We start from the raw sequence: 26,789 nt of genomic DNA on the forward strand, positions 1-26,789 counted from the left end.
TGGACAGGCGAATGTGTTCAACAACGCGTGGAGTTCAAAGTGTCCCCTGCAGGAATCGAACCTGCAACTAGCCCTTAGGAGGGGCTCGTTATATCCATTTAACTAAGGGGACGAGGCGGCACGAGTATAGCCTTATTTACACTATGCGTTAAGCGCATCGCCGCCTGACTGCTCAAAGAGTCACCATTCAGGACGGTTTTTTTGTCGATTTATCATCATTTTCCCGTGCCTTAAGCTCAGCTTTGCGTTTGTTCGACATGTCGTTACGGATTTGGGCATGGCTTAACAGCGCGAAGATAAACGTTCCGCCGCAGATGTTACCCGCCAGCGTCGGTAGGGCGAACGGCCAGAAAAAATCGCTCCAGTGAAGCGTACCGTTAAAGACCAGATACAGTATTTCAACGGTACCGACCACGATATGCGTGGTATCAGCCAGCGCAATCAGCCAGGTCATCAATATAATCACCACAATTTTGGCGCTCCCTGCTGAAGGAAACATCCAGACCATTGTGGCGATGATCCAGCCGGAGATGATGGCATTCGAGAACATCTCCACCGGCGTGTTTTTCATCACATCCATGCCGATTTTTACAAACGCGTCCCGGGTGGGTTCATCAAAGATCGGCATGTATTCAAACGCCCAGGCCGCGATGCCTGTGCCGATGATATTACCCAGCAGGACGACGCTCCACAGACGCATCAATAAACCGAAATTGCCGATGGTGGGGTTTTGCATTACCGGCAGAACGGCGGTCACCGTGTTCTCGGTAAACAGCTGCTGGCGGGCCATGATGACAATCACAAAGCCGAAGGTATAGCCGAGGTTCTCGAGTAAAAATCCGCCGGGTACGCCTTCCAGCTGAACATGAAATATCCCTTTGGCGAGCAAAGATGCGCCCATTGAGAGCCCAGCGGCGATAGCTGACCAGAAGAGGGCCATGGCATCGCGCTCCATCTCTTTTTCACCGTCCTGGCGGATATGCTCGTGGATGGCCATCGCGCGGGAAGGCAGGCGATCTTCATCAATTTCTATTTTCTCGCCACGCGCTTTCTCCTCGCTTTCAATTTCAATTTCCTCATTGCTCTCGCCAATTTTTTCTTCGCCCACTTCTTTCATATCTGCTCCCGGAGGTTGATCTTTCTGTTAAGCGTAGCGGCTTTTATCGGGATGCCTGTGGGGATGCTCTTAAATTGGCGGCAATGACAACAAAGGTGATACATCTCTTTCAAAGACATTATAAAATTGCCAGCGAAACGAATTCCAAAAGCCAGGCTATGCTGAGATCAGAGTCACGGTGGTTACTGCCCGTAATTGTGCTCATAGACATCGGTAAACGTGCTGTTACAATCGCTTGCACGTTTACAGACGGAGCGTCAACGGCTCCGTTACGGATGGCAATCAACGATAGCCATACTGAACAGGGAGATATTTATGAAACTTCGGCTGTCGGCGCTTGCGCTGGGCGCGACGATGCTTGTGGGCTGCGCCAGCTCCGGGGAGCAAACGGGACGCTCCGATCCTCTCGAAGGATTTAACCGCTCCATGTATAGCTTTAACTACAACGTGCTGGACCCGTATGTGGTTCGCCCGGTGGCAGTGGCATGGCGCGATTATGTTCCACAACCCGCGCGTAACGGGTTAAGTAACTTTACCAGCAACCTCGAAGAGCCTGCGGTAATGGTGAACTACTTCCTGCAGGGCGACCCGTATCAGGGGATGGTGCACTTTACCCGCTTCTTCCTGAACTCCATTCTGGGTATGGGCGGCTTTATTGACGTCGCTGGCATGGCGAACCCGAAACTGCAGCGTGAACAGCCGCACCGTTTTGGTAGTACGCTGGGGCATTATGGTGTCGGCTACGGCCCTTATGTTCATCTGCCGTTCTATGGCAGCTTCACCGTGCGTGATGATGGCGGTGATATGGTCGATACGCTGTATCCGGTTCTGTCGTGGCTGACTTGGCCGCTGTCGGTAGGTAAATGGACGGTGGAAGGGATTGAAACCCGTGCGCAACTGCTTGACTCTGACGGTCTGCTGCGCCAGTCTTCTGACCCGTACATTATGGTGCGTGAAGCGTACTTCCAGAATCATGACTTTATTGCCAACGGCGGTAAGCTGAAGCCGGAAGAAAATCCAAACGCGAAGGCTATCGAAAACGAACTAAAAGATATCGATTCCGAGTAAATAAAAAAGGTGAGCAATGCTCACCTTTTTTGATTCCAGTACGATTAGAACGCGTAGTTGAAGTTCGTACCGAACAGCCAGGCTTTACCTTCAGAGGTAAACTCGTAAGGGCCTTCCTGGAACGTAACTTTCTGACCGTGCATATAAGAAACGCCCGCATCGATGGATGCATTCTCGTTGAACGCATATGTCGCGCCAGCACTTAACCAGAAGCGGTCCTGATCCGGAATGGAAATAGAACGCTTGTCTGCCGGAACCGGGCTGTCGTCAAATGCGATACCGGAGCGGAAAGTCCAGTTTTTATCGTAGTAGTAGGTGGTACCCAACGCAATACGATAGGCGTCGTGGAAGCTTTCGTCCTTATAGAACAGCGTTTGACCATTGGTTCCGGTCGCTTTCAGCTCCTGGAACTGGCTCCAGCTGGTATAGGCCAGGCTATAGTGGATCGCCCATTGAGGTGCAACGCGGTTGTAACCGGACACTTCCCACATTTCTGGCAAATGCAGTGACAGTGAACCTGGAACGGTCTGGTTTGACGTTCCCCAAGGAATGGTGGTACCCGCACCAGGAACCAGGTTGTTCACCGGCTTCAGGATGCCGCTCTTGTAATCGCCGTCGAAGTCAATTTTCACTTCGGAACGATAGGTCAGGCCCCAACGGTTGTTTTTGTCCAGCTCGTACAGGATACCGGCGTTCCAGCCATAGCCCCACTCATCACCTTCAAGGCTGGCAATTTTATTGCTGTTTTTTGGCAGGCGAGCAGTTTGCTCTCCGGAGTAACGTTCAATTTTGGCATCGGCGTAGACGGCATCAAAGCCCAGACCAAAGCTCCAGTTATCGTTCAGGCGATAAGCACCGCTCAGGTTCAGGTTCAGCGTAGTAAGGTCTGTTTTACCGCCGTATTCACCAGCCGGATAGTTGCTATTGAACTCGGTAGCAAGGCCGTAGTTAGAGGTTACGGATGCTCCCCAGCCAAACTGTTCATTGATAGGTGCAACGAAGTGCAGGTTAGGGACCCATGCTGTTGGGGCAATATTGTCCGCTTTAAGGCTCGCACCAGTGAAAGGCGACTTGCCTGAAATGTTGACATCAGGATCGATATAAACCGCACCAGCAGAGAAGGTCGGACGATCAAACATCATGATCAATGCAGGGTTACGACTCGCGTTACCCGCATCATCCGCAATCGCACCTTCCCCCGAATACGCGCGGCCAAGGCCAGAGGAAGAAAATTCGTTTAACTGAAAGCCCGCTGACCATGCGGAAGTGGAGACGAGTGCCACTGCGACTGCCAGCGCAGTCTTGTTGAACAGGGTTTTCTGGCTCATGACCATAACCTCATTGAGTTATTTTTATTCAATAATTGTTACATACCGTAACAGGAGCGCGAAGTGTAGGGTCTGAGGTATGACAGACAAATCAGACCAGTGGCCAGAGTATAGGTCCGACCAGCCTGAATGTTGCAAGTTTGTTTATTAATATTTTCAAACATGTTTCGTGAAACGAGATCTGGTTGGCAAAATTGTGACCATCGCGACTCACCCAAAAGGGTGGTTTTTGTTTTAGATCATTTTTTAGTGTGATATTGGTCACTTATCCGATTTTGCGCCATTAACGGCTGGAGAGAGCCCGAGCCGGGGCGTAAAATAGCAGCATCGTGTTTATCTCGCGCGCTGCGCGAATACAGAGGAAATTGAGCTATGAGTAAATGCAGTGCTGATGAAACCCCGGTTTGCTGCTGTATGGATGTTGGGACCATCATGGACAACACCGATTGCACCGCGTCTTACAGCCGTGTGTTCACCAACCGCGCCGAAGCGGAAGAGACCCTGGCCGCGCTGAGCAAGCGTGCGCGTGATGTTGAATCCGATCCGTGTGAAATCAAGTCGACCTTTACCGAAGTGGAAGGCGGCGTGAAGTTGGACATCGACTTTGTTTTCGCTTGCGAAGCAGAAACGCTGATATTCCAGCTGGGTCTGCGTTAATTTCTGCGGCCTGATGCCCTCACCCCGACCCTCTCCCACGGGAGAGGGCGCAAACATTAAAAACGGTAACCTACGGGTTACCGTTTTGCTTTTACCTTGCGCACCCGGCAACATACCGCACAAATGCCCCTGCCATGCAGGGGCATTTTCTTTTTCTTCTCTGTGTTTTAGCTCGCATTTTTTCGTTTCCCCGATTGGCTGAATGTAAAAAAATGGTTAAGACTATTATCAGGTCAGACCACTTTGCGTTTGCGAAAATTTTTTTACAGGGGAGTGTTATGAGTCAGGCATTACCGCTTATTACCCGTCAGGGCGATCGCATTGCCATCGTCAGTGGATTGCGCACGCCATTTGCGCGTCAGGCAACGGCGTTTCATGGCATACCGGCCGTCGACCTGGGGAAAATGGTAGTGGGGGAGATGCTGGCTCGCAGCGAAATTCCGCCGGAGGTCATCGAACAGCTGGTTTTTGGCCAGGTCGTGCAGATGCCTGAAGCCCCCAACATCGCGCGGGAAATCGTCCTCGGTACCGGGATGAATGTTCATACCGACGCCTACAGCGTCAGCCGTGCCTGCGCAACCAGCTTCCAGGCCGTGGCGAATGTCGCCGAAAGTCTGATGGCGGGTACCATTCGCGCCGGGATAGCGGGTGGAGCGGACTCCTCTTCGGTACTGCCGATTGGGGTCAGTAAAAAGCTGGCGCGTATCCTGGTCGATGCCAACAAAGCCCGCACGACGGGTCAGAAGCTCAAACTCTTCTCGCGTTTACGTCTGCGCGATCTGATGCCTGTCCCCCCTGCCGTAGCGGAATATTCCACCGGCCTGCGCATGGGCGATACCGCCGAGCAGATGGCGAAAACCTACGGCATTACCCGTGAACAGCAGGATGCGCTGGCGCATCGCTCGCATCAGCTTGCGGCAAAAGCCTGGTCGGAAGGCAAGCTGACCGACGAGGTCATGACCGCCTACATTCCGCCCTATCGCGAACCGCTTGCGGAAGATAACAATATTCGCGGCACCTCAACGCTGGCGGATTACGCCAAACTGCGCCCGGCATTTGACCGCAAGCACGGCACCGTGACGGCGGCGAACAGTACGCCGCTGACGGACGGGGCTGCCGCCGTGATCCTGATGACCGAATCTCGTGCGAAGGAGCTGGGCATTACTCCCCTGGGCTATTTACGCAGCTACGCCTTCACCGCCATTGACGTCTGGCAGGACATGCTGTTAGGTCCGGCGTGGTCCACGCCGCTGGCGCTGGATCGCGCGGGGCTGACGCTGGCTGATTTAACCCTGATTGATATGCACGAAGCGTTTGCCGCGCAAACCCTGGCAAACGTCCAGCTGCTGGCAAGCGAGCGTTTCGCACGCGATGTGCTGGGCCGCGCCCATGCCACAGGCGAAGTGGAACAGAGTAAATTCAACGTGCTGGGCGGCTCTATCGCCTACGGTCATCCGTTTGCCGCCACCGGCGCGCGAATGATCACGCAAACATTACATGAACTCCGTCGCCGTGGCGGCGGGTTTGGCCTTGTAACCGCCTGTGCGGCGGGCGGCCTTGGCGCAGCAATGGTTCTGGAGGCTGAATAATGGATATGCCATCTGCATTTAATATGACGGTTCGCCTCGATAACGTGGCCGTTATCACTATTGATGTGCCTGATGAAAAGATGAATACCCTGAAGGCCGAATTTGGCGTTCAGGTGCGCGCGATGCTAAAGCAGATCCGCGACAACAAAGCCATTCGCGGTCTGGTGTTTATCTCTGCCAAACCCGACAACTTTATAGCCGGGGCAGATATCAACATGATCGCCCGGGCGCAAAGCGCGCTGGAGGCCGAAGAGCTGGCGCGTCAAGGCCAGCAGGTGATGGCGGAGATCAACAGCCTGCCAATCCCGGTTATCGCCGCGATCCACGGGGCGTGTCTGGGCGGTGGGCTGGAGCTTGCGCTGGCCTGCCATAGCCGTATATGTACCGACGATCCGAAAACCATTCTGGGCCTGCCTGAAGTGCAGCTGGGGCTGCTGCCTGGCTCCGGCGGAACGCAACGTCTGCCGCGCCTGGTGGGCGTCAGCACGGCGCTGGAGATGATCTTAACCGGTAAACAGCTGCGTGCCCGTCAGGCGCTGAAAGCCGGTCTGGTCGATGACGTCGTGCCGCAGTCCATTTTGCTGGAGGCCGCCGTTGAGCTTGCGCTGAAAGGGCGTCAGGCAAGACGTCCTCTGCCGGTTCGCGAGCGCGTGCTGGCCGGCCCGCTGGGCAGAACGCTCCTGTTCAACATGGTGGGCAAAAAGACCGAACAAAAGACCAAAGGCAATTACCCGGCGGCAAAGCGGATCCTGGACGTGATCGAAATCGGGCTATCGCAGGGCAGCAGCAGCGGCTATGCCGCGGAGGCCAAAGCCTTTGGCGAACTGGCGATGACGCCCCAGTCACAGGCGCTGCGCAGCATCTTCTTCGCCAGCACAGAGGTGAAAAAAGACCCGGGCAGCGAGGCATCGCCTGCGCCGCTACGTGCCATTGGCGTGCTGGGTGGGGGGCTTATGGGCGGCGGTATCGCTTTTGTTACCGCAAGCAAAGGCAAATTGCCTGTACGCATCAAAGACATTAATTCTAAGGGAATCAACCACGCGCTGCAGTACAGCTGGCAGAACCTTGATCAAAAGGTCAAGCGCCGCCATATCAAGGCAAGCGAACGTGATAAAACCCTGGCGATGATCTCCGGCACAACGGATTACAGCGGTTTTGCGCATCGCGATCTGGTGATTGAAGCCGTGTTTGAGGATCTGGCGCTTAAGCAGCAGATGGTGGCAGACGTTGAGCAGCACTGCGCCCCGCACACCATTTTTGCCTCTAACACGTCGTCATTACCGATTGGCGATATCGCAGCAAAAGCCGCGCGTCCGGAGCAGGTGATCGGACTGCACTTCTTTAGCCCGGTAGAAAAAATGCCGCTGGTGGAAGTTATTCCACATGCCACCACCAGTCCGCAAACCATCGCCACGGTAGTCAAACTTGCGAAGAAGCAGGGTAAAACGCCGATCGTGGTCGCAGACAAAGCTGGCTTCTACGTCAACCGTATTCTGGCGCCGTATATTAATGAAGCCATGCGGCTGCTGACGGAAGGCGAGAAGATCGAGCACGTCGACGAGGCGCTGGTAAAGTTTGGTTTCCCCGTGGGCCCAATCCAACTTTTGGATGAGGTGGGAATAGACACCGGCACTAAAATTATACCTGTACTGGAGGCGGCTTATGGCGATCGTTTTAGCCCGCCTGCAAACATTGTTTCTGCAATTTTGAAGGACGATCGCAAAGGCAGAAAAAATGAACGCGGTTTCTATCTTTACGGCGCGAAAGGGCGTAAAAGCAAGAAACAGGTCGACCCTTCGGTTTATGGGCTTATTTCGACCACCGGTCAGGGAAAACTGTCCGCCGTACAGTGCGCTGAACGCTGCGTGATGATGATGCTCAATGAAGCGGCGCGCTGCTTTGGTGAGCAGGTAATCAAAAGCGCGCGCGATGGCGACATCGGCGCGGTATTTGGCATAGGTTTCCCGCCGTTCCTTGGCGGCCCGTTCCGTTACATGGATACGCTCGGCGCGGGTGAAGTGGTTGCTATCCTGCAACGTCTGGCTTCGCAATATGGTCCACGCTTTACACCGTGTGACGAATTATTGCAGATGGCGGAACGGGGCCAGACATTTTGGCCTGCAAGGGAAACTGTCCTCGTAAGCTGAGGTCAAAGAAGGGTAAATCCTGAAGTGAATGAACCTGTTTTGGCGATTTTGTAAACAGAGATTGACTATACTTACGCCATTGAGGTAAAAAACAGCGTTTCATTCACCGAATGGATCAGGCACAATGCCCGGCCATCGGGTTTTCTACCTCTCAGCATTTATCGCGGGTAGTTAACGCCGGTGATTCTGGTTAACAAAAGCGGTGCAATATGCAAGTTTTTATCATGCGTCACGGCGACGCGGCACTCGATGCCGCCAGTGACTCAGTACGTCCTTTGACCGTGTGTGGCTGCGACGAATCTCGTCAGATGGCGACCTGGCTTAAAGGTCAAAAAGTGGACATCGAACGTGTTCTGGTGAGTCCGTTCCTGCGTGCTGAACAGACGCTGGAGGTGGTAGGGGAGTGTATGAACCTGCCTGCCAGCGTGGATGTTCTTCCTGAACTCACCCCCTGTGGCGATGTAGGCCTTGTCAGTGCCTATCTTCAGGCGCTGTGCAATGAAGGTGTTGCGTCCGCGCTGGTCATTTCCCACCTGCCACTGGTTGGCTATCTGGTATCTGAGTTGTGCCCGGGCGAAACGCCGCCGATGTTCACGACATCCGCCATTGCCAATGTGTCTCTGGACGAAACGGGTAAAGGTGTCTTTAACTGGCAAATGAGTCCGTGCAACCTGAGGATGGCAAAAGCCATCTGACGTGACGTGTGATTGTGCGGGGGCGCAAAACAGGCCTCCCGCCTTCCTGTCAGGGTAATTCTGGCGGCTGCCACTCTTCCACTTCAATCAACACCAGCAATGCGGCATCTCCGCCGTACTCTTTGGGTGCCTGATGAAACGCCATCACGTGTGGATGCTGAGCCAGCCACAGCGGCGTCTGCTGCTTGAGGATATGCTTACCGTGGCCGTGCATCACGCAGGCGCAAAAAACATGTTCGCGGCGACAGGCGGCGATCAATGCCCCCAGCTCCTGTTTTGCCTGCATCTGCGTTAAACCATGCAGATCGAGAAACAGCTCCGGCGAATAATCTCCGCGACGTAACTTTTTCAGTTCAAAATGGCTGACGTCTTCGCGCACGTACTTCACCGCACCCTGCGTATTGAGCAGCGGCTGAAATTCATCTGAAAAATAGTGGCTGTTATCCGCCTGCTCCTGCAGCAGCCGTTTGACCGGGACTTCGCTGATTTTTTTACGCTGCGGGCGATGAACGATGGTGTCCTGCGCGATTTTCCGCGTCCCGGTCATTAGCTGGCGGAAGAGCGCCTGATCCTCCTCGCTGAGCGATGTTTTCTTTTTCATTCGTCATTCTCATCTCGTATTTCCGATAGTGTACCCGACTAAACGCATTTTTTAACCTCAAGCGGTACGCGTCATTGCTGATTTATCGCCGTCTTCATGGCAAACTAGCCGCCGAAAATTATGCGAGCATGCCCTGGAGGAAAGAGTGGATAAAATATTTGTCGATGAAGCAGTAAACGAGCTGCATACCATACAGGACATGTTGCGCTGGTCGGTTAGCCGCTTCAGCGCCGCCAATATCTGGTACGGACACGGTACCGACAACCCGTGGGATGAGGCCGTACAGCTGGTGCTGCCGTCACTCTATCTGCCGCTGGATATTCCGGAAGACATGCGCACCGCGCGTCTGACCTCCAGCGAAAAACACCGCATCGTTGAGCGCGTGATCCGTCGCGTCAACGAACGCATCCCGGTCGCCTACCTGACCAACAAAGCCTGGTTCTGCGGTCACGAGTTCTATGTCGATGAACGCGTGCTGGTGCCGCGCTCGCCGATTGGTGAGCTGATTAACAACCACTTTGAAGGCCTGATCGGCCATCAGCCGCAACACATCCTGGATATGTGTACCGGCAGCGGTTGTATCGCGATTGCCTGCGCTTACGCCTTCCCGGAAGCGGAAGTCGATGCCGTCGATATCTCCACCGACGCGCTGGCCGTGACCGAGCACAACATTGAAGAGCACGGCCTGATCCATCACGTCACGCCAATTCGCTCCGATCTATTCCGCGATCTGCCGACGCTGCAGTACGATCTGATCGTCACCAACCCGCCGTACGTCGATGCGGAAGACATGTCCGATCTGCCGAACGAATACCGTCACGAGCCGGAGCTGGGTCTGGCGTCAGGATCTGACGGCCTGAAGCTGACCCGCCGCATTCTGGCCTGCGCGCCGGATTATCTGACCGACGACGGCGTTCTGATTTGTGAAGTGGGCAACAGCATGGTACATCTGATAGAGCAGTACCCGGATGTGCCGTTCACCTGGCTTGAGTTCGACAACGGCGGTGACGGCGTCTTTATGCTGACCAAAGCGCAGCTGCTCGACGCGCGCGAACACTTCAGCATCTATAAAGATTAATCCAGCGGGCTTCGGCCCGTTTCACAACGCTCAAACACAAACAACAACATCGGAGCCGTGATGGCAGGAAACAGTATTGGACAGGTATTCCGCGTGACCACCTTTGGCGAGTCGCACGGGCTGGCGCTGGGCTGTATCGTTGATGGCGTACCGCCAGGCATCGAACTGACCGAAGCCGATTTGCAGCACGACCTCGACCGTCGTCGTCCGGGCACCTCTCGCTACACCACGCAGCGTCGCGAGCCGGACCAGGTCAAAATTCTCTCCGGCGTCTTTGAAGGACGCACTACAGGCACCAGCATTGGTCTGCTGATTGAAAACACCGATCAGCGCTCCCAGGATTACGGCGCCATCAAAGACGTGTTCCGTCCGGGCCACGCCGACTATACCTACGAACAAAAGTACGGCTTCCGCGACTATCGTGGCGGCGGACGTTCTTCTGCGCGTGAAACCGCGATGCGCGTGGCGGCTGGCGCCATTGCCAAAAAATACCTGCAGCAGAAATTTGGCATCGTTATCCGCGGCTGTCTGACCCAGATGGGCGACATTCCGCTGGCGATCAAAGACTGGGATCTGGTCGAGCAAAACCCGTTCTTCTGTGCCGATGCCGACAAGCTGGACGCGCTGGACGAAATGATGCGGGGCCTGAAAAAAGAGGGCGACTCCATCGGGGCGAAAGTGACCGTTGTGGCCGACGGCGTCCCGCCAGGCTGGGGCGAGCCGGTATTTGACCGTCTCGACGCCGACATCGCCCACGCGCTGATGAGCATCAACGCGGTGAAGGGCGTTGAGATTGGCGACGGTTTTGACGTGGTATCCCTGCGCGGTAGCCAGAACCGTGACGAGATCACGAAGGCGGGCTTCCAGAGCAACCACGCGGGCGGCATTCTGGGCGGTATCAGCAGCGGGCAGCAGATTATTGCCAACATCGCGCTGAAGCCAACCTCCAGCATTACCGTGCCGGGCCACACGATTAACCGCGATGGCGAAGAAGTTGAGATGATCACCAAAGGACGTCACGATCCGTGCGTGGGGATCCGCGCGGTGCCGATCGCAGAAGCGATGCTGGCGATCGTGCTGATGGATCACTTCCTGCGCCAGCGCGCGCAGAATGCGGATGTGACGACCACCATTCCACGCTGGTAAACATGAAAAAAACCGCAATTGCTCTGCTGGCGCTGCTGGCCAGTGGAGCCAGTCTGGCCGCGACGCCATGGCAAAAAATCACCCACCCGGTGGCGGGGAGCGCGCAGTCCATCGGCGCCTTTTCCAACGGCTGTATCGTCGGCGCGCAGGAACTTCCACTGCAATCAGACACCTATCAGGTGATGCGTACCGACCAGCGTCGCTATTTTGGCCACCCGGATCTGGTGCTGTTTATTCAGCGTCTTGGCAACCAGGTGCATAACCTGGGGCTGGGCACGATGCTGATCGGTGATATGGGGATGCCTGCCGGCGGGCGTTTTAATGGGGGACACGCCAGTCACCAGACCGGACTGGATGTCGATATCTTCCTGCAGCTGCCGAAAGCGCGCTGGAGTTCAGCGCAGCTGCTGAAGCCGCAGGCGCTGGATCTGGTGGCGAGCGACGGCAAGCGCGTTGTGCCGTCCCTGTGGACGCGAGAGGTCTCCAGCATGATCAAGCTGGCGGCAGAAGATAACGACGTCACGCGGATTTTCGTCAACCCGGCCATCAAGCAGCAGCTCTGCCTGGATGCCGGAACGGACCGCGACTGGCTGCGCAAAGTGCGCCCGTGGTTCCAGCATCGCGCGCACATGCACGTTCGCCTGCGTTGCCCGGCGAACAGCCTGGAATGTGAAGATCAGCCGCTTCCGCCGCCAGGCGATGGCTGCGGTGCGGAACTGCAAAGCTGGTTTGAACCGGCAAAACCTGGAACCTCTAAGCCTGAGAAGAAGACACCGCCTCCGTTGCCGCCTTCCTGCCAGGCGCTACTGGATGAGCATGTACTTTAATGGATAATTTCGTCGATCTGTTTATGGTGTCACCGCTGCTGCTGGTGGTGCTGTTCTTCGTGGCCATGCTGGCCGGTTTTATTGATGCCCTTGCGGGCGGCGGTGGGTTATTAACCGTACCCGCGCTGCTGGCGGCGGGCATGAGCCCGGCGCAGGCGCTTGCCACCAACAAGCTGCAGGCCTGCGGCGGCTCGCTCTCAGCGTCGCTCTATTTTATCCGCCGCAAGGTGGTGAGCCTGGCCGACCAGAAGCTCAATATCCTGATGACCTTTATCGGTTCCACGTCGGGCGCGCTGCTGGTTCAGCACGTGCAGTCGGATATTTTGCGCCAGATCCTGCCGGTTCTGGTCATCTGCATCGGGCTTTATTTTCTGCTGATGCCGAAGCTCGGCGAGGAAGACCGCCAGCGTCGTCTGCACGGTCTGCCGTTTGCCCTGATTGCCGGTGGCTGCGTCGGTTTTTACGACGGTTTCTTCGGCCCGGGGGCGGGCTCGTTTTACGCGCTGGCGTTCGTGACGCTGGCCGGGTTTAACCTCGCCAAGTCGACCGCTCATGCCAAAGTGCTCAACGCGACGTCGAACCTCGGCGGTCTGCTGCTGTTTATCATTGGCGGCAAGGTCATCTGGGCAACCGGATTCGTCATGATGGCAGGGCAGTTCCTGGGCGCGCGCGCGGGTTCGCGTCTGGTATTAAGCAAAGGACAAAAGCTGATTCGACCGATGATCGTCATCGTCTCGGCCGTAATGAGCGCCAAACTTCTTTATGACAGCCATGGACAGGAGATCCTCACCTGGTTGGGGATGCATTAATGAACAGTACGCATAAATACGAACAGCTGATTGAGATTTTTGACGGCTGTTTTGCTGACGATTTTAATACCCGTCTGATTAAAGGCGACGACGAACCGATCTATCTTCCTGCTGATGCAGAGGTTCCGTATAACCGCATCGTCTTTGCGCACGGCTTTTACGCCAGCGGTTTGCACGAAATTTCGCACTGGTGCATCGCCGGAAAAGCGCGTCGCGAGCTGGTGGACTTTGGTTACTGGTACTGCCCGGACGGGCGTGACGCCGCAACGCAGGGGCAGTTTGAGGATGTGGAAGTGAAGCCGCAGGCGCTGGAATGGCTATTCTGCGTCGCGGCGGGTTTCCCATTCAATGTGAGCTGTGACAACCTCGAAGGCGACTTCGAGCCAGACCGTATCGTCTTCCAGCGCCGCGTGCATGCGCAGGTGATGGACTATCTTGAGAAAGGCATCCCGGAACGTCCGGCGCGCCTGATTGAGGCCTTACAGAATTATTACCACACGCCGGTGATCACGGCGGAATGCTTCCCTTGGCCGGAAGATCTTTAACAGAGGAAAGAAGATGATCGCAGAATTTGAATCACGCATTCTGGCGTTAATTGATGACATGGTGGAACACGCCAGCGATGATGAGCTGTTCGCCAGCGGTTATCTGCGTGGTCACCTGACGCTCGCGGTAGCTGAGCTGGAAGCAGGTGACGATCACTCTGCCGATGCTGTTCATGAGGAAGTGACCCGCAGTCTGGAGAAAGCCATTCAGGCCGGGGAACTTTCTCCGCGCGACCAGTCTCTGGTGCTGGGCATGTGGGACAACCTGTTCCAGCAGGCGAAAGCGAAGTAAGCGTTTCACCTCCCTCTCCCGGTGGGAGAGGGCACCCTACTTAACCTGCTTCCCCTTCAGCAGTTTCCGTACCCATAATCGATTCGGATTCAGGCCCGCAAGCGTAACCCTGTCCAGCGGAATCGGCTCGTCGCTCATCTGCGCGGCTAACACTTCGGCCAGCAGCGGGGCAGAGCACAGCCCGCGGGAACCCAGTCCGCCCAGCATAAACAGCTCTGGATAGACCGGTGAAGTCACCGCCGTTTCCTGGTGTTCAGCCAGATCCTCATAGGCCGCAAGCGTCGCCTCGTAGTCCGGCACGTTGCCCGCCATCGGCAGATGGTCGCGGGTGGCGCAACGCACGCCGCAGCGCGCGTCACCCTCGCTAACGTCGACCTCTTTCGCCCACGCCGCATCCGGGAAACAGTCAATCAGGCGCTGGCGGTTTTGCAACTGATCCGCCTCGCTGTAGTGCATCTCCGTTTCGCCACGATGATAGCTGGCCCCGATGCAGTGATGGCCGTTAGACGGATTTTGCGGCGTCAGATAGCCGTCATAGCACAGCACCTGGCGCAGTTTGCCGAGCGCAGGCGCGGTCGGGATATGGCTCACCTGGCCGCCGACCGGATAAACCGGCAACGTCGCTGTCTGAATAAACTGGCTGATGTGATGCCCGTTGGCCAGCACAACGCTGGCATGGCTCGCCTCCCTGCCATCAGCGAAACGTAGATCCCAGCGTTCTGTCCGGGTGAGCGATGCCACCTTGTGGCCATACTGCACCATCAGCCCGCGCGACTGCGCCAGGGCAATGACCGCCGCGGTCAGTTCAGCCGGGCACAGCCAGCCGCCGAGCGGATACTGAATGCCCCCACACCCGGTTTCCACGCCAGCGGTGTCTTTCACCTCTTGCGCGCTCACCGCGCGGGCAATTTCTTCGGGCAGGCCCAGAGAGAGCATCTGCGCGATCTTCTGCTGGCTCTTTTCATCCCAGCCAAGCTGCGTGACGCCGCACCAGTCATGGTCGAACGCCACCGGAAGCGCGTCATACAGGCGACGGGCGAAGGTAAACGCTGCCGGGAAAAACTGGAACAGGGCCGGGTCGTGCGCGCTTAAAAGCGGATAGAGCGCCCCCTGACGGTTGCCGGACGCGCCGCTGGCGGGCGCGTCGTCAGCGCAGTAGAGCGTGACCTGCCAGCCACGCTGGAGAAGCGCGAGCGAAAGCAGGGCGCTGGCGATCCCACCGCCAACGATCGCCACGTCGCGCGATGCGCTGGCGCGGCGCGCAAACCAGGGCGTCTGAGCGGGGATCTCCTGCGTCTGCTCCATCCTGCCGACCAGCATGTCGCGTTTGCGGCCAAAGCCTTTGGTCTTCTGCATGGTAAAGCCCGCCTCCTGCAGCCCACGGCGGACAAAGCCCGCCGAGGTGAAGGTGGCAAGCGTTGCGCCAGGGCGAGCCAGCCGCGCCATCGCGTTAAACAGATGCTGGCTCCACATGTCCGGGTTTTTGGCAGGGGCAAAACCGTCCAGGAACCACGCGTCGACCTTCTGATTCATCGAATCATCGAGCCTGTCGGTCAGGTCGTTGATGTCGCCGAGCCATAAGTCCAGCGTGACGCGTCCGCCGTCCAGCAACAGACGATGACAGCCGCCGATGTGGGGTGGCCACTGCGCCTGAAGCTGCTCTGCCCAGGGCGCAAGATCCGGCCAGCGCTGGTGGGCAAGCCGCAGATCGTGCGCGGTAAGCGGGAATTTTTCGAAACTGATGAAATGTAATCTTTGTAGCGTAGCCTCGGGGTGAGCAGCGTGGAACTGGTTAAACGCCTGCCAGAGGGTTAAAAAATTCAGCCCGGTGCCGAATCCACTTTCCGCGACCACAAACAGGCTCCGGGGGTGCGCCGGGAAGCGGGTGCTGAGCTGGTTTCCGTCGAGGAAAACATAGCGAGTTTCTTCGAGTCCGTTATCATTAGAAAAATAGACATCATCAAAATCTCGGGAAACAGGTGTACCCTCAGCGTTGAATTCGAGGTTGGCGGGTTGTATAGCGTTTTGTTTCACGTAAGTTACTCGTCTGACAGGCAGTGGCACGATCTTAACGATGTGAGTCCATCGGTGCAAATTTCCGCAGAAAATGTCTGATCGGACTTGTTCGGCGTACAAGTGTACGCTATTGTGCGACTCGAAACTTACTATAGTGCGACTTACAGAGGTATTGAATGAAACGTGCAGTGATTACTGGCCTGGGCATTGTTTCCAGCATCGGTAATAACCAGCAGGAAGTCCTGGCATCTCTGCGTGAAGGACGCTCCGGGATCACTTTCTCTGAAGAGTTTAAAGATTCAGGTATGCGTAGCCACGTATGGGGTAACGTCAAACTGGACACCACCGGTTTGATTGACCGCAAAGTGGTTCGTTTCATGAACGATGCCTCTATTTATGCTTATCTCTCCATGCAGGAAGCGATCAAAGATTCTGGCCTGAGCGAAGAGGTTTATCAGAACAACCCGCGCGTGGGTTTGATCGCCGGTTCCGGCGGCTCATCTAAAGCGCAGGTATTTGGTGCTGACGCAATGCGTAGCCCGCGTGGTCTGAAAGCGGTAGGTCCGTACGTGGTGACTAAAGCCATGGGTTCTGCGGTTTCCGCATGCCTGGCGACCCCGTTCAAAATCCACGGTGTGAACTACTCCATCAGCTCTGCGTGTGCGACTTCCGCGCACTGCATCGGTAATGCTGTTGAGCAGATCCAACTGGGTAAACAGGACATCGTATTTGCTGGCGGCGGCGAAGAGCTGGGCTGGGAAATGGCCTGTGAATTCGACGCGATGGGCGCACTGTCCACCAAGTACAATGAGACTCCGGACAAAGCTTCTCGTACCTACGATGCGCACCGTGACGGTTTCGTCATCGCGGGCGGCGGCGGTATGGTTGTGGTTGAAGAGCTGGAGCACGCCCTGGCACGTGGTGCGCACATCTATGCTGAGATCGTGGGCTACGGTGCAACGTCTGACGGCGCCGACATGGTTGCGCCATCCGGCGAAGGCGCGGTGCGCTGCATGAAGATGGCGATGCACGGCGTTGACACTCCAATCGACTACCTGAACTCTCACGGTACCTCTACGCCGGTAGGCGACGTGAAAGAGCTGGGTGCGATCCGCGAAGTCTTCGGCGACAACAGCCCGGCGATCTCTGCGACCAAAGCCATGACCGGTCACTCTCTGGGTGCGGCTGGCGTTCAGGAAGCGATCTACTCTCTGCTGATGCTGGAAAACGGCTTTATCGCCCCAAGCATCAATATCGAAGAGATGGACGAGCAGGCTGCTGGCCTGAACATCGTGACCAAACCAACGGAAGCGACGCTGACTACTGTCATGTCCAACAGCTTCGGTTTCGGCGGCACCAACGCCACGCTGGTCATGCGTAAGCTGAAAGCATAAGTTTTATGTTTGATTCAGAAGGGGAGCCATAAGGCTCCCTTTTTTTATGCATTGACAAGCAGCTGATCTCACAGGCAAACTTCACCACTCAACATTATCCTCACGATAATGCGTAAGCGTTTAACGTCAACCAACGCACCTTAATCCTGATAATCAGGTAGAGGGGGCGTGGCATTTCCCCGCCTTACTCTTCATTTCGGAGTAAAGCATGACTGCAGTAACTCAAACAGAAACAACCCCTTCAGCGAACGTCTCGCTGTTCCGTATCGCCTTTGCGGTATTTCTGACCTATATGACCGTTGGCCTGCCGCTGCCGGTGATCCCGCTGTTCGTTCATCAGGAGCTGGGCTATGGCAACACCATGGTCGGCATTGCCGTGGGCATTCAGTTTTTAGCCACGGTATTAACCCGCGGATACGCTGGACGGCTGGCGGATCAGCACGGTGCCAAACGCTCGGCGCTGCAGGGGATGTTTGCCTGCGGGCTGGCGGGCGGCGCCTGGCTGCTGGCGGCTCTTCTGCCGGTCGATGCGGCGTATAAATTTGCGCTGCTGGTGCTGGGCCGTTTAATTCTTGGCTTCGGTGAAAGCCAGTTGCTGACCGGCACCCTGACCTGGGGAATGGGGCTGGTGGGGCCAGCACGTTCCGGCAAGGTGATGTCCTGGAACGGCATGGCCATCTACGGCGCGCTGGCCGCCGGTGCACCGCTTGGCCTGCTGATCAACAGCCAGTTTGGTTTTGCGGCGCTGGCTGCCACCACCATGGCGCTGCCGCTGGTGGCATGGGCGTTTAACGGCTCGGTGCGTAAGGTGCCCGCGCACAAAGGCGAGCGTCCTTCCCTGTGGAGCGTGGTCGGCCAAATCTGGCAGCCGGGCCTGGGCCTGGCGCTGCAGGGTGTGGGTTTTGCGGTAATAGGGACGTTCGTCTCGCTCTATTTTATGAGCCGCGGCTGGGCGATGGCCGGTTTTACGCTTACTGCGTTTGGCGGCGCGTTTGTGCTGATGCGCGTGCTTTTTGGCTGGATGCCGGATCGCTTCGGCGGCGTGAAGGTAGCGGTGGCGTCGCTGGTCATTGAAACCATCGGTCTTCTGCTGTTATGGAACGCACCCGTGGCATCCGTGGCGCTTCTGGGGGCGGCGCTGACCGGCTGCGGCTGTTCTCTGATCTTCCCGGCGCTGGGCGTTGAAGTGGTGAAGCGCGTGGCCCCTCAGGTGCGCGGGACGGCGCTGGGCGGCTATGCGGCGTTTCAGGATATCTCATACGGCGTTACCGGGCCGCTGGCCGGGCTGTTAGCGACCTCGTTTGGCTATCCGTCCGTCTTCCTGGCCGGTGCGGTTTCCGCGGTGGTGGGGATCGTGGTGACGCTGGTGGCGTTTCGCAGAACGTGAGTCTTTGTTGCCGGGTGGCGGCTGCGCCTTACCCGGCCTACGGTTCGAGCCGTTGTAGGCCCGGTAAGCGCAGCGCCACCGGGCAAAATATCAGGCAACCAGCCAGAAAATCGCCAGCGCAATCAGCAGTGCAATAAACATCAATCCCGGACGCGCAGAAAGTGTTCTGAAGGTCTCCACGACCGGTGCAAACAGCGGGCTGTAAATCGGCTGAACATTTCTCACCTCCGGCACGCCGCCTTCACGTTCGGCGCGGCGAACGAAGATCTGGTTGAGCAGGTCTTGCACCTGCGCGGTAGTCAGTACCGTCTGCGGCGTGGCCTGCCAGTTTTGCTGGGCATAATCCCGAATCACCTCGAACTCGTGTGGTTCAAGCGGCTGTTTCAGCGCGGCCTGGACAGTATGCAGAGTCGGGGCGCTCTGGGTGCTGAGCGTCTGGCGTGCCTGGAGCCAGGTCACCAGATGGGTAAACTGTTTGGCCGGGATCAGCTCGCCCGCCTTCACGCCGGACAGCTCCAGCATGGATTGCCAGATGAGCTTCGTCGGCTCGCCGGTGGCCGCGGCCAGCTTGGTCACCATCTGCTTGAGCGTATTGTGCTCGGCGGGCAGCAGCGGACGCTCGGTCGCCGGGCGTACCTGCGGCTGCGGAATCGACAGCTCATTGTTCTGCAGCAGCGTCAGCACGGTTTTGAGCTGATCGGGCGTCAGCTGGCCCAGCGCGGTCTGACCATACTGCTGGCGAATAAAATCACTCACCGCCTGGCGGTTATTTCCCTGGCCCAGCAGCTCCGTCAGCTGAGAAACAATCTGGCGCGTGGTGTGGTTCTGCTGCGCGGTCGTAATACGCTGGTTCAGATTTTGCTCGGCAGCGGGGAAATGACGCGACTGCAGCGGTGCGTCGTTCCTCACGCCTAAATCATGCTTCACCCCGGCCCAGACTTCCGCGTTTTGCTGCGAAGTCAGCGCAATCAGGCGCGTGATCAGTCGCTCCAGCACGGTGCGCTGTTGCGTGGATAGCGGTTGTTCACCGGCAACGTTTGGCGTGACAGGGCCTTCACCCGGAGGGCGTGGCGGCGTACCTGAAATGGGCTGCATCGTCAAAAATCCTTAAAGTCAAAACTCAGCGTAAACCTGGCAGACGTATATGCCTGGCGGCCAGATTATGGCACACTTGGCAGGTTTTCTTCCTCTCAAACAGGTACTCAGACGTGAAAATCCTCGTTGATGAAAATATGCCTTACGCCCGTGAGCTGTTTAGCCGCCTGGGTAACGTTAAGGCTGTTCCTGGTCGCCCGATCCCGGTCAACGAACTGGACGACGCCGACGCCCTGATGGTGCGCTCGGTGACCAAAGTAAATGAGGCGTTGCTCGCCGGTAAGGCGGTTAAGTTCGTTGGGACCGCAACGGCAGGGACCGATCATGTGGATGATAAATGGCTGAAGCAGGCCGGAATCGGTTTCTCCGCCGCGCCGGGCTGTAACGCGATTGCCGTCGTGGAATACGTTTTCTCCTCGCTGCTGATGCTGGCCGAGCGCGACGGGTTTGCGCTGAAAGACCGCACCGTGGGGATTGTCGGCGTGGGTAACGTCGGCGGGCGCCTGCAAAAGCGCCTGGAAGCGTTAGGGATCCGCACGCTGCTGTGCGATCCGCCGCGCAAAGACAATGGCGATGACGGGGATTTCCGCTCGCTGGACGAGCTGGTTGAACAGTGTGACGTGCTGACGTTCCACACGCCGCTGTTTAAAGAGGGGCCGTATAAGTCGCTGCATCTTGCCGATGAGGCGCTCATTCGCCGTCTGAAGGCTGGCACTATTCTGATAAATGCCTGTCGTGGTCCGGTAGTCGATAACGCCGCGCTGCTGACGTGTCTGAACGAAGGACAAGATCTCAGCGTGGTGCTGGACGTCTGGGAGCCGGAGCCGGACCTCAACGTTGAGCTGCTTAACAAGGTGGACGTGGGCACCGCACATATCGCCGGTTATACCCTCGAAGGGAAAGCCCGCGGCACGACGCAGGTCTTCGAGGCCTACAGCGCCTTTATCGGTCATCCGCAGCAGGTGGCGCTGGATACCTTACTCCCCGCGCCTGAATTTGGCCGCATTACCCTTCACGGCCCGCTCGATCAGGCAACGCTGAAAAGGCTGGTGCATTTGGTGTATGATGTGCGCCGCGATGATGCGCTGCTGCGTAAAGTGGCAGGGATCCCGGGTGAGTTTGATAAGCTGCGCAAGCACTACGTTGAGCGCCGCGAGTGGTCTTCCCTGTATGTCATGTGCGACGATGCGTCGGCGGCGACGCTGCTGCACAAGCTGGGGTTTAACGCCGTTCATCACCCGGCGCATTAATGTCTTCTTAATGCTCCCTGTCGGATACTCCGACAGGGACGCTTTTTTATTTCTGGAGTAAACCACCATGTCTGAAGGCTGGAACATTGCCATTTTAGGTGCCACGGGTGCCGTGGGCGAAGCCCTGCTCGAAACGCTTGCTGAGCGTCAGTTCCCGGTGGGCGATATCTATGCGCTGGCGCGTACCGATAGCGCGGGTGAGCATCTGCGTTTTAACAGTAAATCCGTCATGGTTCAGGATGCGGCGGCGTTCGACTGGACGCAGGCGCAGCTGGCGTTTTTCGCCGCAGGCGCTGAAGCCACTGCGGCGTACGTTGAAGAGGCGACCAACGCAGGCTGCCTGGTCATCGACCTTAGCGGCCTGTTCTCCATGGAGCCGGATGTGCCGCTGGTGGTGCCGGACGTGAACCCGTTTGTACTGGCTGATTACCGCAACCGTAACGTCATTGCGGTACCGAACAGCCTGACCAGCCAGCTGCTGACCGCCCTGAAACCGCTGATCGACGACGGCGGCCTGTCGCGCATTACCGTCACCAGTCTGCTGTCCGCGTCCGCAAACGGCAAAAAGGCCGTTGACGCGCTGGCCGGGCAGAGCGCGAAGCTGCTGAACGGCATTCCGATTGACGAAGATGATTTCTTTGGCCGCCAGCTGGCGTTCAACATGCTGCCGCTGCTGCCGGACCGCGAGGGTTCCGTGCGCGAAGAGCGTCGTATCGTCGATGAAGTGCGTAAAATTCTGCAGGACGATGGCCTGATGATCTCCGCAAGCGTCGTGCAGTCCCCGGTCTTCTACGGCCACGCGCAGATGGTCGGCTTTGAAGCGCTGCGTCCGCTGGCGGCAGAAGAGGCGCGCGATGCGTTTGGCCGCGGGGAAGACATCGTCCTCTCTGAAGAGAGCGAGTTCCCGACCCAGGTGGGCGATGCCACCGGCAGCGCGCATCTTTCCGTTGGCTGCGTGCGTAACGACTACGGTATGCCGGAGCAGGTCCAGTTCTGGTCCGTTGCCGACAACGTTCGTTTCGGCGGCGCGCTGATGGCGGTCAAGATCGCTGAAAAACTGGTGCAGGAGTACCTGTACTGATGTCAGACGTGGAACAAAAGCCGGTTCATAAAATTGCCCTCGGTATTGAGTACGATGGCAGTAAATATTATGGCTGGCAGCGTCAGAATGAGGTGCGCAGCGTCCAGGAGAAGCTGGAGAAAGCGCTCTCTCAGGTGGCAAACGAGCCGATTAACGTCCTGTGCGCAGGCCGTACGGATGCGGGCGTTCACGGCACGGGGCAGGTGGTGCACTTTGAAACCACCGCCGTGCGTAAGGATGCCGCCTGGACGCTGGGGGTAAATGCGAATTTGCCTGGTGACATTGCGGTGCGCTGGGTGAAAGCTGTGCCGGATGATTTTCACGCGCGCTTCAGCGCCACCGCGCGTCGCTACCGTTATGTCATCTACAATCAGCGTCTGCGTCCGGCGGTGTTAAGCCAGGGCGTGACGCATTTTTATGAACCGCTCGATGCGGAACGTATGCATCGCGCGGCGCAGTGTCTGATTGGGGAGAATGACTTTACCTCGTTTCGTGCGGTGCAGTGTCAGTCCCGCACGCCGTGGCGTAACGTCATGCACATCAACGTCAGCCGTTTTGGCGCGTATGTGGTGGTGGATATCAAAGCCAATGCCTTTGTACATCATATGGTGCGGAATATTGTGGGCAGCCTGATGGAAGTGGGTGCCGGACACCAGCCGGAGAGCTGGATTGCAGACCTGCTGGCAGCGAAGGACAGAACGCTTGCGGCAGCCACGGCGAAAGCGGAAGGGTTGTATCTGGTCTCGGTAGACTATCCGGATCGGTTTGACCTGCCGAAACCGCCAATGGGTCCGCTGTTTTTAGCGGACTAAACAAAGGTGCAATTAGGGCTTAGACAATATGGACGTAATTCGTTTTATAATTGATTTCATCCTGCATATTGATGTTCACCTGGCGGAGCTGGTCGCGCAGTATGGCGTCTGGGTTTACGCTATTCTGTTCCTCATTCTGTTCTGTGAAACCGGGCTGGTTGTAACCCCGTTCCTGCCGGGGGATTCTCTACTGTTCGTTGCCGGGGCGTTATCGGCGCTGCCCACCAACGATCTGAACGTGCATCTTATGGTGGTGCTGATGGTGATTGCCGCCATCGTCGGTGATGCGGTCAACTACACGATTGGACGCGTATTCGGTGAGCGGCTGTTCAGTAATCCGGATTCAAAAATTTTCCGTCGCAGCTATTTAGACAAAACCCATGCGTTTTATGAACGCCATGGCGGAAAAACCATTATCCTTGCGCGCTTTGTGCCTATTGTGCGCACATTTGCACCGTTTGTGGCGGGAATGGGGCATATGTCCTATCGTCATTTTGCCATGTATAACGTCGTGGGGGCGCTGTTGTGGGTGCTGCTGTTTACCTATGCAGGCTACCTGTTTGGCGATCTCCCGGTGGTTCAGGAAAATCTTAAGTTACTGATTGTAGCGATTATTGTGCTTTCCGTACTGCCGGGCGTTATCGAAATCATTCGTCATAAACGTGCGGCGGCAAAGCAAGCGAAGTAAATGCACACTGGCGGTTCGACCACTTTTTTATCCAAAGTTTCGGGCTGTTATGTTTTAATGTGCAACATTCATGGTCTGTTGGAGGCAAAAATGGCATTATTCGCCTCTTATAGCAAAACTGGCATACGACCAGGTTCAGGCAGAAAGGTTATCAATGAGCTGGATTGAACGAATTAAAAGCAACATTACCCCAACGCGTAAAGCGAGCATTCCTGAAGGGGTATGGACGAAGTGTGATAGCTGCGGCCAGGTTCTGTATCGCGCAGAGCTGGAGCGCAACCTTGAGGTGTGTCCGAAGTGTGACCACCATATGCGTATGTCGGCGCGCAACCGCCTGCATAGCCTGCTGGACGAAGGTTCTCTGGTAGAACTGGGCAGCGAGCTTGAGCCAAAAGACGTGCTGAAGTTCCGCGATTCCAAAAAATATAAAGATCGTCTGGCCTCTGCACAGAAAGAGACCGGCGAGAAAGACGCGCTGGTCGTCATGAAAGGCACCCTGCACGGGATGCCAGCTGTTGCCGCTGCGTTTGAGTTCTCCTTTATGGGCGGCTCAATGGGCTCCGTGGTCGGTGCGCGCTTCGTGCGTGCCGTTGAGCAGGCGCTGGAAGACAACTGTCCGCTGATCTGCTTCTCTGCCTCCGGCGGTGCGCGCATGCAGGAAGCGCTGATGTCGCTGATGCAGATGGCAAAAACCTCTGCAGCGCTGGCGAAGATGCAGGAGCGCGGTCTGCCGTATATCTCCGTGCTGACCGACCCAACCATGGGCGGCGTCTCCGCGAGCTTCGCGATGCTGGGCGATCTGAACATCGCTGAGCCAAAAGCGCTGATCGGCTTTGCGGGTCCTCGCGTTATCGAGCAGACCGTTCGTGAAAAACTGCCGCCGGGCTTCCAGCGCAGTGAGTTCCTCATCGAGAAAGGCGCCATCGACATGATCGTCCGCCGTCCGGAAATGCGCCTGAAGCTGGCGAGCATCCTGGCGAAGCTGATGAATCTGCCAGCGCCGAACCCGGATGAACCGCGCGAAGGCGTGGTGGTACCGGATCAGGAACCCGAGGCCTGATAACTGAAAAGGGCAGGGCCGGTTGGCGCTGCCCTTTTGCTTTCTAATCTGTTAATGACAACCGGGCATTATGGAAAATAAAAGCATTCCCCAAGCCACGTCGCCCCTGGCCACGTGGCTTTCTTATCTGGAAAACCTGCACAGTAAAACCATCGATATGGGGCTTGAACGCGTAAGCCAGGTTGCGGCGCGTCTTGACGTGCTCAAACCGGCGCCTTTCGTGTTCACCGTCGCGGGAACCAACGGCAAAGGCACGACCTGCCGTACGCTGGAATCCGTCCTGATGGCGGCGGGTTACAGGGTTGGCGTTTACAGCTCTCCACACCTGGTACGCTACACCGAGCGGGTTCGCGTACAGAACCGCGAGCTGCCGGAATCCGCGCATACGGCGTCGTTTGCTGAAATTGAAGCCGCGCGCGGAGAGATCTCATTAACCTATTTTGAATACGGTACCCTGTCGGCCCTGTGGCTGTTTAAACAGGCGCAACTGGATGTGGTGATCCTTGAGGTCGGTCTCGGCGGACGTCTTGATGCGACCAATATCGTGGATGCGGACGTGGCGGTGGTGACTTCCATCGCGCTGGATCATGTCGACTGGCTGGGGCCCGATCGTGAAAGTATCGGCCGTGAGAAGGCCGGTATTTTCCGGGCAAATAAGCCCGCGGTGGTCGGCGAGCCGGATATGCCGCATACCATTGCTGACGTGGCGAAGGAGAAGGGCGCGCAGCTGCTGCGCCGCGGTGTTGACTGGCAGTATGAGGTTCAGGACAACGGCTGGCGCTTTAGCGATGCGCAGGGGGCGCTTGACAACCTGCCGCTGCCCCAGGTGCCGCAGCCGAACGCAGCCACCGCGCTGGCGGCACTGCGCGCCAGCGGCCTCGTGGTCAGCGAACAGGCGATCCGCGAGGGCATACAAAACGCGATTCTGCCCGGACGTTTTCAGTTAGTCAGCGAGTCACCGCGCCTGATCCTGGATGTGGCGCACAACCCCCACGCGGCGGCGTATCTCGCGGGACGTCTCAAATCGTTACTAAAAACCGGGCGCGTGCTGGCGGTTATCGGTATGCTTCATGATAAAGATATCGGCGGGACGCTGGCCTGCATGGAGAGTGTGGTCGATAGCTGGTATTGTGCTCCTCTGGAGGGGCCTCGCGGCGCGACGGCTGAGCAGCTGATGGAACATCTCGGCAAAGGCGCAATCTACAGTAGCGTGGCGCAGGCCTGGCATGCCGCGATGGCGGATGCTAAACCAGAAGATACCGTGCTGGTGTGTGGTTCATTCCACACGGTGGCACATGTCATGGAAGTGATGGACGCGGGGAGAACCGGTGGCGAGTAAGTTTCAGAACCGTTTAACAGGAACCATTGTGCTGGTCGCGCTCGGGGTGATTATTCTTCCCGGGCTGCTCGACGGGCAGAAAAAGCATTATCAGGATGAGTTTGCCGCGATTCCTCTGGTGCCGAAACCGGGTGACCGCGATGAGCCGGATATGCTGCCCGCGGCGACGCAGGCGCTGCCTGCTCAGCCACCGGAAGGCGCGGCGGAAGAAGTGCGCGCGGGTGATGCCGCCGCACCGTCGCTCGACCCGTCTCGCCTGGCGGCCACGAGCAACAGCGATATCGATCCTGTGCCGGTCGAGCAGCCTAAACCGGTTGAAAAACCGAAGCCGGTTGAGAAGCCGCAGCCGAAACCGCAGCGTGATAAAGCGGCAGAACAGCTCGCCGCGGCGTCAGAGACGCCTCCGCCAGCAAAACCGACGCAGCAGGACGCTGCTGCCCCAACGGGTAAAGCCTATGTGGTGCAGCTCGGTGCATTGAAAAATGCCGATAAAGTCAACGAGGTCGTGAGCAAACTGCGCAGTGCGGGATATCGTGTTTACACTTCACCTTCCACGCCGGTGCAGGGTAAAATTACGCGTATCCTCGTGGGGCCAGAAGCGTCTAAAGACAAACTGAAAGGGTCGCTGGGTGAGCTGAAGCAGATCTCCGGCCTGAGCGGTGTGGTGATGGGCTACAGCGCAAACTAAGTACGACCTGCTCCTTTAAGAGAGAGGCGATAAGCCACGGCGTTGAACATTTTTTCAGCGCCTTTTTTATTTACGCGCGG

Annotated in this window: 25 protein-coding genes and 1 tRNA gene; 20 read left to right on the forward strand and 6 right to left on the reverse strand. The window is 57.1% G+C overall.

The window, feature by feature from the left end:
• Nucleotides 1–40 precede the first annotated feature (40 nt).
• A tRNA-Arg gene (locus tag BFG58_RS19820) sits at nucleotides 41–112 on the reverse strand.
• Between the two features lie 75 nt (nucleotides 113–187).
• A complete protein-coding gene (locus tag BFG58_RS19825) occupies nucleotides 188–1,117 on the reverse strand; it encodes a formate/nitrite transporter family protein (RefSeq protein WP_069720431.1) in 930 nt (309 codons plus the stop codon).
• Nucleotides 1,118–1,432: 315 nt separating this feature from the next.
• On the opposite strand from BFG58_RS19825, the gene mlaA reads away from it, so the two are divergent.
• Complete coding sequence (gene mlaA, locus BFG58_RS19830; protein ID WP_023336447.1) at nucleotides 1,433–2,185, forward strand: phospholipid-binding lipoprotein MlaA; 753 nt, start codon at nucleotides 1,433–1,435, stop codon at nucleotides 2,183–2,185.
• A 44-nt stretch (nucleotides 2,186–2,229) separates the two neighbouring features.
• Here the strand turns inward: mlaA and fadL are convergent, their stop codons facing one another.
• On the reverse strand, nucleotides 2,230–3,513 hold the full coding sequence (fadL, locus tag BFG58_RS19835) for a long-chain fatty acid transporter FadL (RefSeq protein WP_045908748.1): 1,284 nt from the start codon (nucleotides 3,511–3,513) through the stop codon (nucleotides 2,230–2,232).
• A 372-nt stretch (nucleotides 3,514–3,885) separates the two neighbouring features.
• Here fadL and BFG58_RS19840 point away from each other — a divergent pair, with 372 nt between their 5' ends.
• The 4 genes from BFG58_RS19840 (at nucleotide 3,886) to sixA (ending at nucleotide 8,601) form a co-directional block, all read left to right on the forward strand.
• The gene (locus BFG58_RS19840; protein WP_023336445.1) at nucleotides 3,886–4,170 is read left to right on the forward strand and encodes a YfcZ/YiiS family protein; all 285 of its coding nucleotides are present in this window, start codon (nucleotides 3,886–3,888) and stop codon (nucleotides 4,168–4,170) included.
• Between the two features lie 278 nt (nucleotides 4,171–4,448).
• Nucleotides 4,449–5,759 (forward strand): acetyl-CoA C-acyltransferase FadI, encoded by a 1,311-nt coding sequence (gene fadI, locus BFG58_RS19845; RefSeq protein WP_069720432.1) that lies wholly within the window; start codon nucleotides 4,449–4,451, stop codon nucleotides 5,757–5,759.
• Nucleotides 5,759–7,906, forward strand: a complete 2,148-nt coding sequence (fadJ, locus tag BFG58_RS19850) for a fatty acid oxidation complex subunit alpha FadJ (protein WP_069720433.1) — start codon at nucleotides 5,759–5,761, stop codon at nucleotides 7,904–7,906. The genes fadI and fadJ overlap by 1 nt, the downstream gene beginning before the upstream one ends.
• A gap of 209 nt (nucleotides 7,907–8,115) precedes the next feature.
• Nucleotides 8,116–8,601: a phosphohistidine phosphatase SixA gene (gene sixA, locus BFG58_RS19855; protein ID WP_032623034.1), complete on the forward strand. Its 486-nt coding sequence runs from the start codon at nucleotides 8,116–8,118 to the stop codon at nucleotides 8,599–8,601.
• 49 nt (nucleotides 8,602–8,650) lie between these two features.
• On the opposite strand, the gene smrB is transcribed toward sixA, so the two are convergent.
• Complete coding sequence (gene smrB, locus BFG58_RS19860; protein WP_008502613.1) at nucleotides 8,651–9,202, reverse strand: endonuclease SmrB; 552 nt, start codon at nucleotides 9,200–9,202, stop codon at nucleotides 8,651–8,653.
• 145 nt (nucleotides 9,203–9,347) lie between these two features.
• Here smrB and prmB point away from each other — a divergent pair, with 145 nt between their 5' ends.
• From prmB to BFG58_RS19890, 6 genes are read left to right on the forward strand one after another with little or no spacing between them, the layout of a single operon-like run.
• Nucleotides 9,348–10,280: a 50S ribosomal protein L3 N(5)-glutamine methyltransferase gene (gene prmB, locus BFG58_RS19865; protein ID WP_008502612.1), complete on the forward strand. Its 933-nt coding sequence runs from the start codon at nucleotides 9,348–9,350 to the stop codon at nucleotides 10,278–10,280.
• A 60-nt stretch (nucleotides 10,281–10,340) separates the two neighbouring features.
• Nucleotides 10,341–11,426 (forward strand): chorismate synthase, encoded by a 1,086-nt coding sequence (gene aroC, locus BFG58_RS19870; RefSeq protein WP_069720434.1) that lies wholly within the window; start codon nucleotides 10,341–10,343, stop codon nucleotides 11,424–11,426.
• 2 nt (nucleotides 11,427–11,428) lie between these two features.
• Complete coding sequence (gene mepA / locus BFG58_RS19875; protein WP_069720435.1) at nucleotides 11,429–12,253, forward strand: penicillin-insensitive murein endopeptidase; 825 nt, start codon at nucleotides 11,429–11,431, stop codon at nucleotides 12,251–12,253.
• Entirely contained in the window at nucleotides 12,253–13,062 is an 810-nt protein-coding gene (locus BFG58_RS19880) for a sulfite exporter TauE/SafE family protein (RefSeq protein WP_045908744.1), read from the forward strand. The genes mepA and BFG58_RS19880 overlap by 1 nt, the downstream gene beginning before the upstream one ends.
• Nucleotides 13,062–13,607, forward strand: coding sequence for an elongation factor P hydroxylase (locus BFG58_RS19885; protein ID WP_048029666.1), 546 nt, complete (start codon nucleotides 13,062–13,064; stop codon nucleotides 13,605–13,607). Before BFG58_RS19880 ends, BFG58_RS19885 begins: the two co-directional genes overlap by 1 nt.
• A gap of 13 nt (nucleotides 13,608–13,620) precedes the next feature.
• A complete protein-coding gene (locus tag BFG58_RS19890) occupies nucleotides 13,621–13,899 on the forward strand; it encodes a YfcL family protein (RefSeq protein WP_048029667.1) in 279 nt (92 codons plus the stop codon).
• 36 nt (nucleotides 13,900–13,935) lie between these two features.
• Here BFG58_RS19890 and mnmC read toward each other — a convergent pair whose 3' ends face one another.
• Complete coding sequence (mnmC, locus tag BFG58_RS19895; RefSeq protein ID WP_069720436.1) at nucleotides 13,936–15,933, reverse strand: bifunctional tRNA (5-methylaminomethyl-2-thiouridine)(34)-methyltransferase MnmD/FAD-dependent 5-carboxymethylaminomethyl-2-thiouridine(34) oxidoreductase MnmC; 1,998 nt, start codon at nucleotides 15,931–15,933, stop codon at nucleotides 13,936–13,938.
• Between the two features lie 158 nt (nucleotides 15,934–16,091).
• On the opposite strand from mnmC, the gene fabB reads away from it, so the two are divergent.
• Nucleotides 16,092–17,309 carry a beta-ketoacyl-ACP synthase I gene (fabB, locus tag BFG58_RS19900; RefSeq protein ID WP_014832795.1) on the forward strand — a complete coding sequence of 406 codons (1,218 nt, stop codon included), beginning with the start codon at nucleotides 16,092–16,094 and terminating at the stop codon, nucleotides 17,307–17,309.
• Between the two features lie 208 nt (nucleotides 17,310–17,517).
• Nucleotides 17,518–18,696: an MFS transporter gene (locus BFG58_RS19905; RefSeq protein WP_039023974.1), complete on the forward strand. Its 1,179-nt coding sequence runs from the start codon at nucleotides 17,518–17,520 to the stop codon at nucleotides 18,694–18,696.
• Nucleotides 18,697–18,786: 90 nt separating this feature from the next.
• Here BFG58_RS19905 and flk read toward each other — a convergent pair whose 3' ends face one another.
• Nucleotides 18,787–19,791, reverse strand: a complete 1,005-nt coding sequence (gene flk, locus BFG58_RS19910) for a flagella biosynthesis regulator Flk (protein ID WP_063622179.1) — start codon at nucleotides 19,789–19,791, stop codon at nucleotides 18,787–18,789.
• 113 nt (nucleotides 19,792–19,904) lie between these two features.
• On the opposite strand from flk, the gene pdxB reads away from it, so the two are divergent.
• The 7 genes from pdxB (at nucleotide 19,905) to dedD (ending at nucleotide 26,709) form a co-directional block, all read left to right on the forward strand.
• Entirely contained in the window at nucleotides 19,905–21,041 is a 1,137-nt protein-coding gene (gene pdxB / locus BFG58_RS19915) for a 4-phosphoerythronate dehydrogenase PdxB (RefSeq protein WP_069720437.1), read from the forward strand.
• A 67-nt stretch (nucleotides 21,042–21,108) separates the two neighbouring features.
• Nucleotides 21,109–22,122, forward strand: coding sequence for an aspartate-semialdehyde dehydrogenase (locus BFG58_RS19920; RefSeq protein WP_032646629.1), 1,014 nt, complete (start codon nucleotides 21,109–21,111; stop codon nucleotides 22,120–22,122).
• A complete protein-coding gene (truA, locus tag BFG58_RS19925; protein WP_008502600.1) occupies nucleotides 22,122–22,934 on the forward strand; it encodes a tRNA pseudouridine(38-40) synthase TruA in 813 nt (270 codons plus the stop codon). Before BFG58_RS19920 ends, truA begins: the two co-directional genes overlap by 1 nt.
• 28 nt (nucleotides 22,935–22,962) lie before the next feature.
• Nucleotides 22,963–23,622, forward strand: coding sequence for a DedA family protein (locus BFG58_RS19930; RefSeq protein WP_069720438.1), 660 nt, complete (start codon nucleotides 22,963–22,965; stop codon nucleotides 23,620–23,622).
• Between the two features lie 154 nt (nucleotides 23,623–23,776).
• A complete protein-coding gene (gene accD, locus BFG58_RS19935) occupies nucleotides 23,777–24,682 on the forward strand; it encodes an acetyl-CoA carboxylase, carboxyltransferase subunit beta (RefSeq protein WP_023312564.1) in 906 nt (301 codons plus the stop codon).
• A gap of 70 nt (nucleotides 24,683–24,752) precedes the next feature.
• Nucleotides 24,753–26,021 (forward strand): bifunctional tetrahydrofolate synthase/dihydrofolate synthase, encoded by a 1,269-nt coding sequence (gene folC / locus BFG58_RS19940; protein ID WP_069720439.1) that lies wholly within the window; start codon nucleotides 24,753–24,755, stop codon nucleotides 26,019–26,021.
• Nucleotides 26,011–26,709, forward strand: coding sequence for a cell division protein DedD (gene dedD, locus BFG58_RS19945; protein WP_045908737.1), 699 nt, complete (start codon nucleotides 26,011–26,013; stop codon nucleotides 26,707–26,709). Before folC ends, dedD begins: the two co-directional genes overlap by 11 nt.
• Nucleotides 26,710–26,789 lie beyond the last annotated feature (80 nt).

It is taken from the genome of Enterobacter sp. ku-bf2 (genome assembly GCF_001742765.1).
Taxonomy (GTDB): Bacteria; Pseudomonadota; Gammaproteobacteria; order Enterobacterales; family Enterobacteriaceae; genus Enterobacter; species Enterobacter quasiroggenkampii.

Coding starts and splice junctions, on each gene's coding strand:
- BFG58_RS19825 (WP_069720431.1), bottom strand. CDS start 1,117: ATGAAAGAAGTGGGCGAAGAAAAAATTGGCGAGAGCAATGAGGAAATT.
- mlaA (WP_023336447.1), top strand. CDS start 1,433: ATGAAACTTCGGCTGTCGGCGCTTGCGCTGGGCGCGACGATGCTTGTG.
- fadL (WP_045908748.1), bottom strand. CDS start 3,513: ATGAGCCAGAAAACCCTGTTCAACAAGACTGCGCTGGCAGTCGCAGTG.
- BFG58_RS19840 (WP_023336445.1), top strand. CDS start 3,886: ATGAGTAAATGCAGTGCTGATGAAACCCCGGTTTGCTGCTGTATGGAT.
- fadI (WP_069720432.1), top strand. CDS start 4,449: ATGAGTCAGGCATTACCGCTTATTACCCGTCAGGGCGATCGCATTGCC.
- fadJ (WP_069720433.1), top strand. CDS start 5,759: ATGGATATGCCATCTGCATTTAATATGACGGTTCGCCTCGATAACGTG.
- sixA (WP_032623034.1), top strand. CDS start 8,116: ATGCAAGTTTTTATCATGCGTCACGGCGACGCGGCACTCGATGCCGCC.
- smrB (WP_008502613.1), bottom strand. CDS start 9,202: ATGAAAAAGAAAACATCGCTCAGCGAGGAGGATCAGGCGCTCTTCCGC.
- aroC (WP_069720434.1), top strand. CDS start 10,341: ATGGCAGGAAACAGTATTGGACAGGTATTCCGCGTGACCACCTTTGGC.
- mepA (WP_069720435.1), top strand. CDS start 11,429: ATGAAAAAAACCGCAATTGCTCTGCTGGCGCTGCTGGCCAGTGGAGCC.
- BFG58_RS19880 (WP_045908744.1), top strand. CDS start 12,253: ATGGATAATTTCGTCGATCTGTTTATGGTGTCACCGCTGCTGCTGGTG.
- BFG58_RS19885 (WP_048029666.1), top strand. CDS start 13,062: ATGAACAGTACGCATAAATACGAACAGCTGATTGAGATTTTTGACGGC.
- BFG58_RS19890 (WP_048029667.1), top strand. CDS start 13,621: ATGATCGCAGAATTTGAATCACGCATTCTGGCGTTAATTGATGACATG.
- fabB (WP_014832795.1), top strand. CDS start 16,092: ATGAAACGTGCAGTGATTACTGGCCTGGGCATTGTTTCCAGCATCGGT.
- BFG58_RS19905 (WP_039023974.1), top strand. CDS start 17,518: ATGACTGCAGTAACTCAAACAGAAACAACCCCTTCAGCGAACGTCTCG.
- flk (WP_063622179.1), bottom strand. CDS start 19,791: ATGCAGCCCATTTCAGGTACGCCGCCACGCCCTCCGGGTGAAGGCCCT.
- BFG58_RS19920 (WP_032646629.1), top strand. CDS start 21,109: ATGTCTGAAGGCTGGAACATTGCCATTTTAGGTGCCACGGGTGCCGTG.
- truA (WP_008502600.1), top strand. CDS start 22,122: ATGTCAGACGTGGAACAAAAGCCGGTTCATAAAATTGCCCTCGGTATT.
- BFG58_RS19930 (WP_069720438.1), top strand. CDS start 22,963: ATGGACGTAATTCGTTTTATAATTGATTTCATCCTGCATATTGATGTT.
- accD (WP_023312564.1), top strand. CDS start 23,777: ATGAGCTGGATTGAACGAATTAAAAGCAACATTACCCCAACGCGTAAA.
- folC (WP_069720439.1), top strand. CDS start 24,753: ATGGAAAATAAAAGCATTCCCCAAGCCACGTCGCCCCTGGCCACGTGG.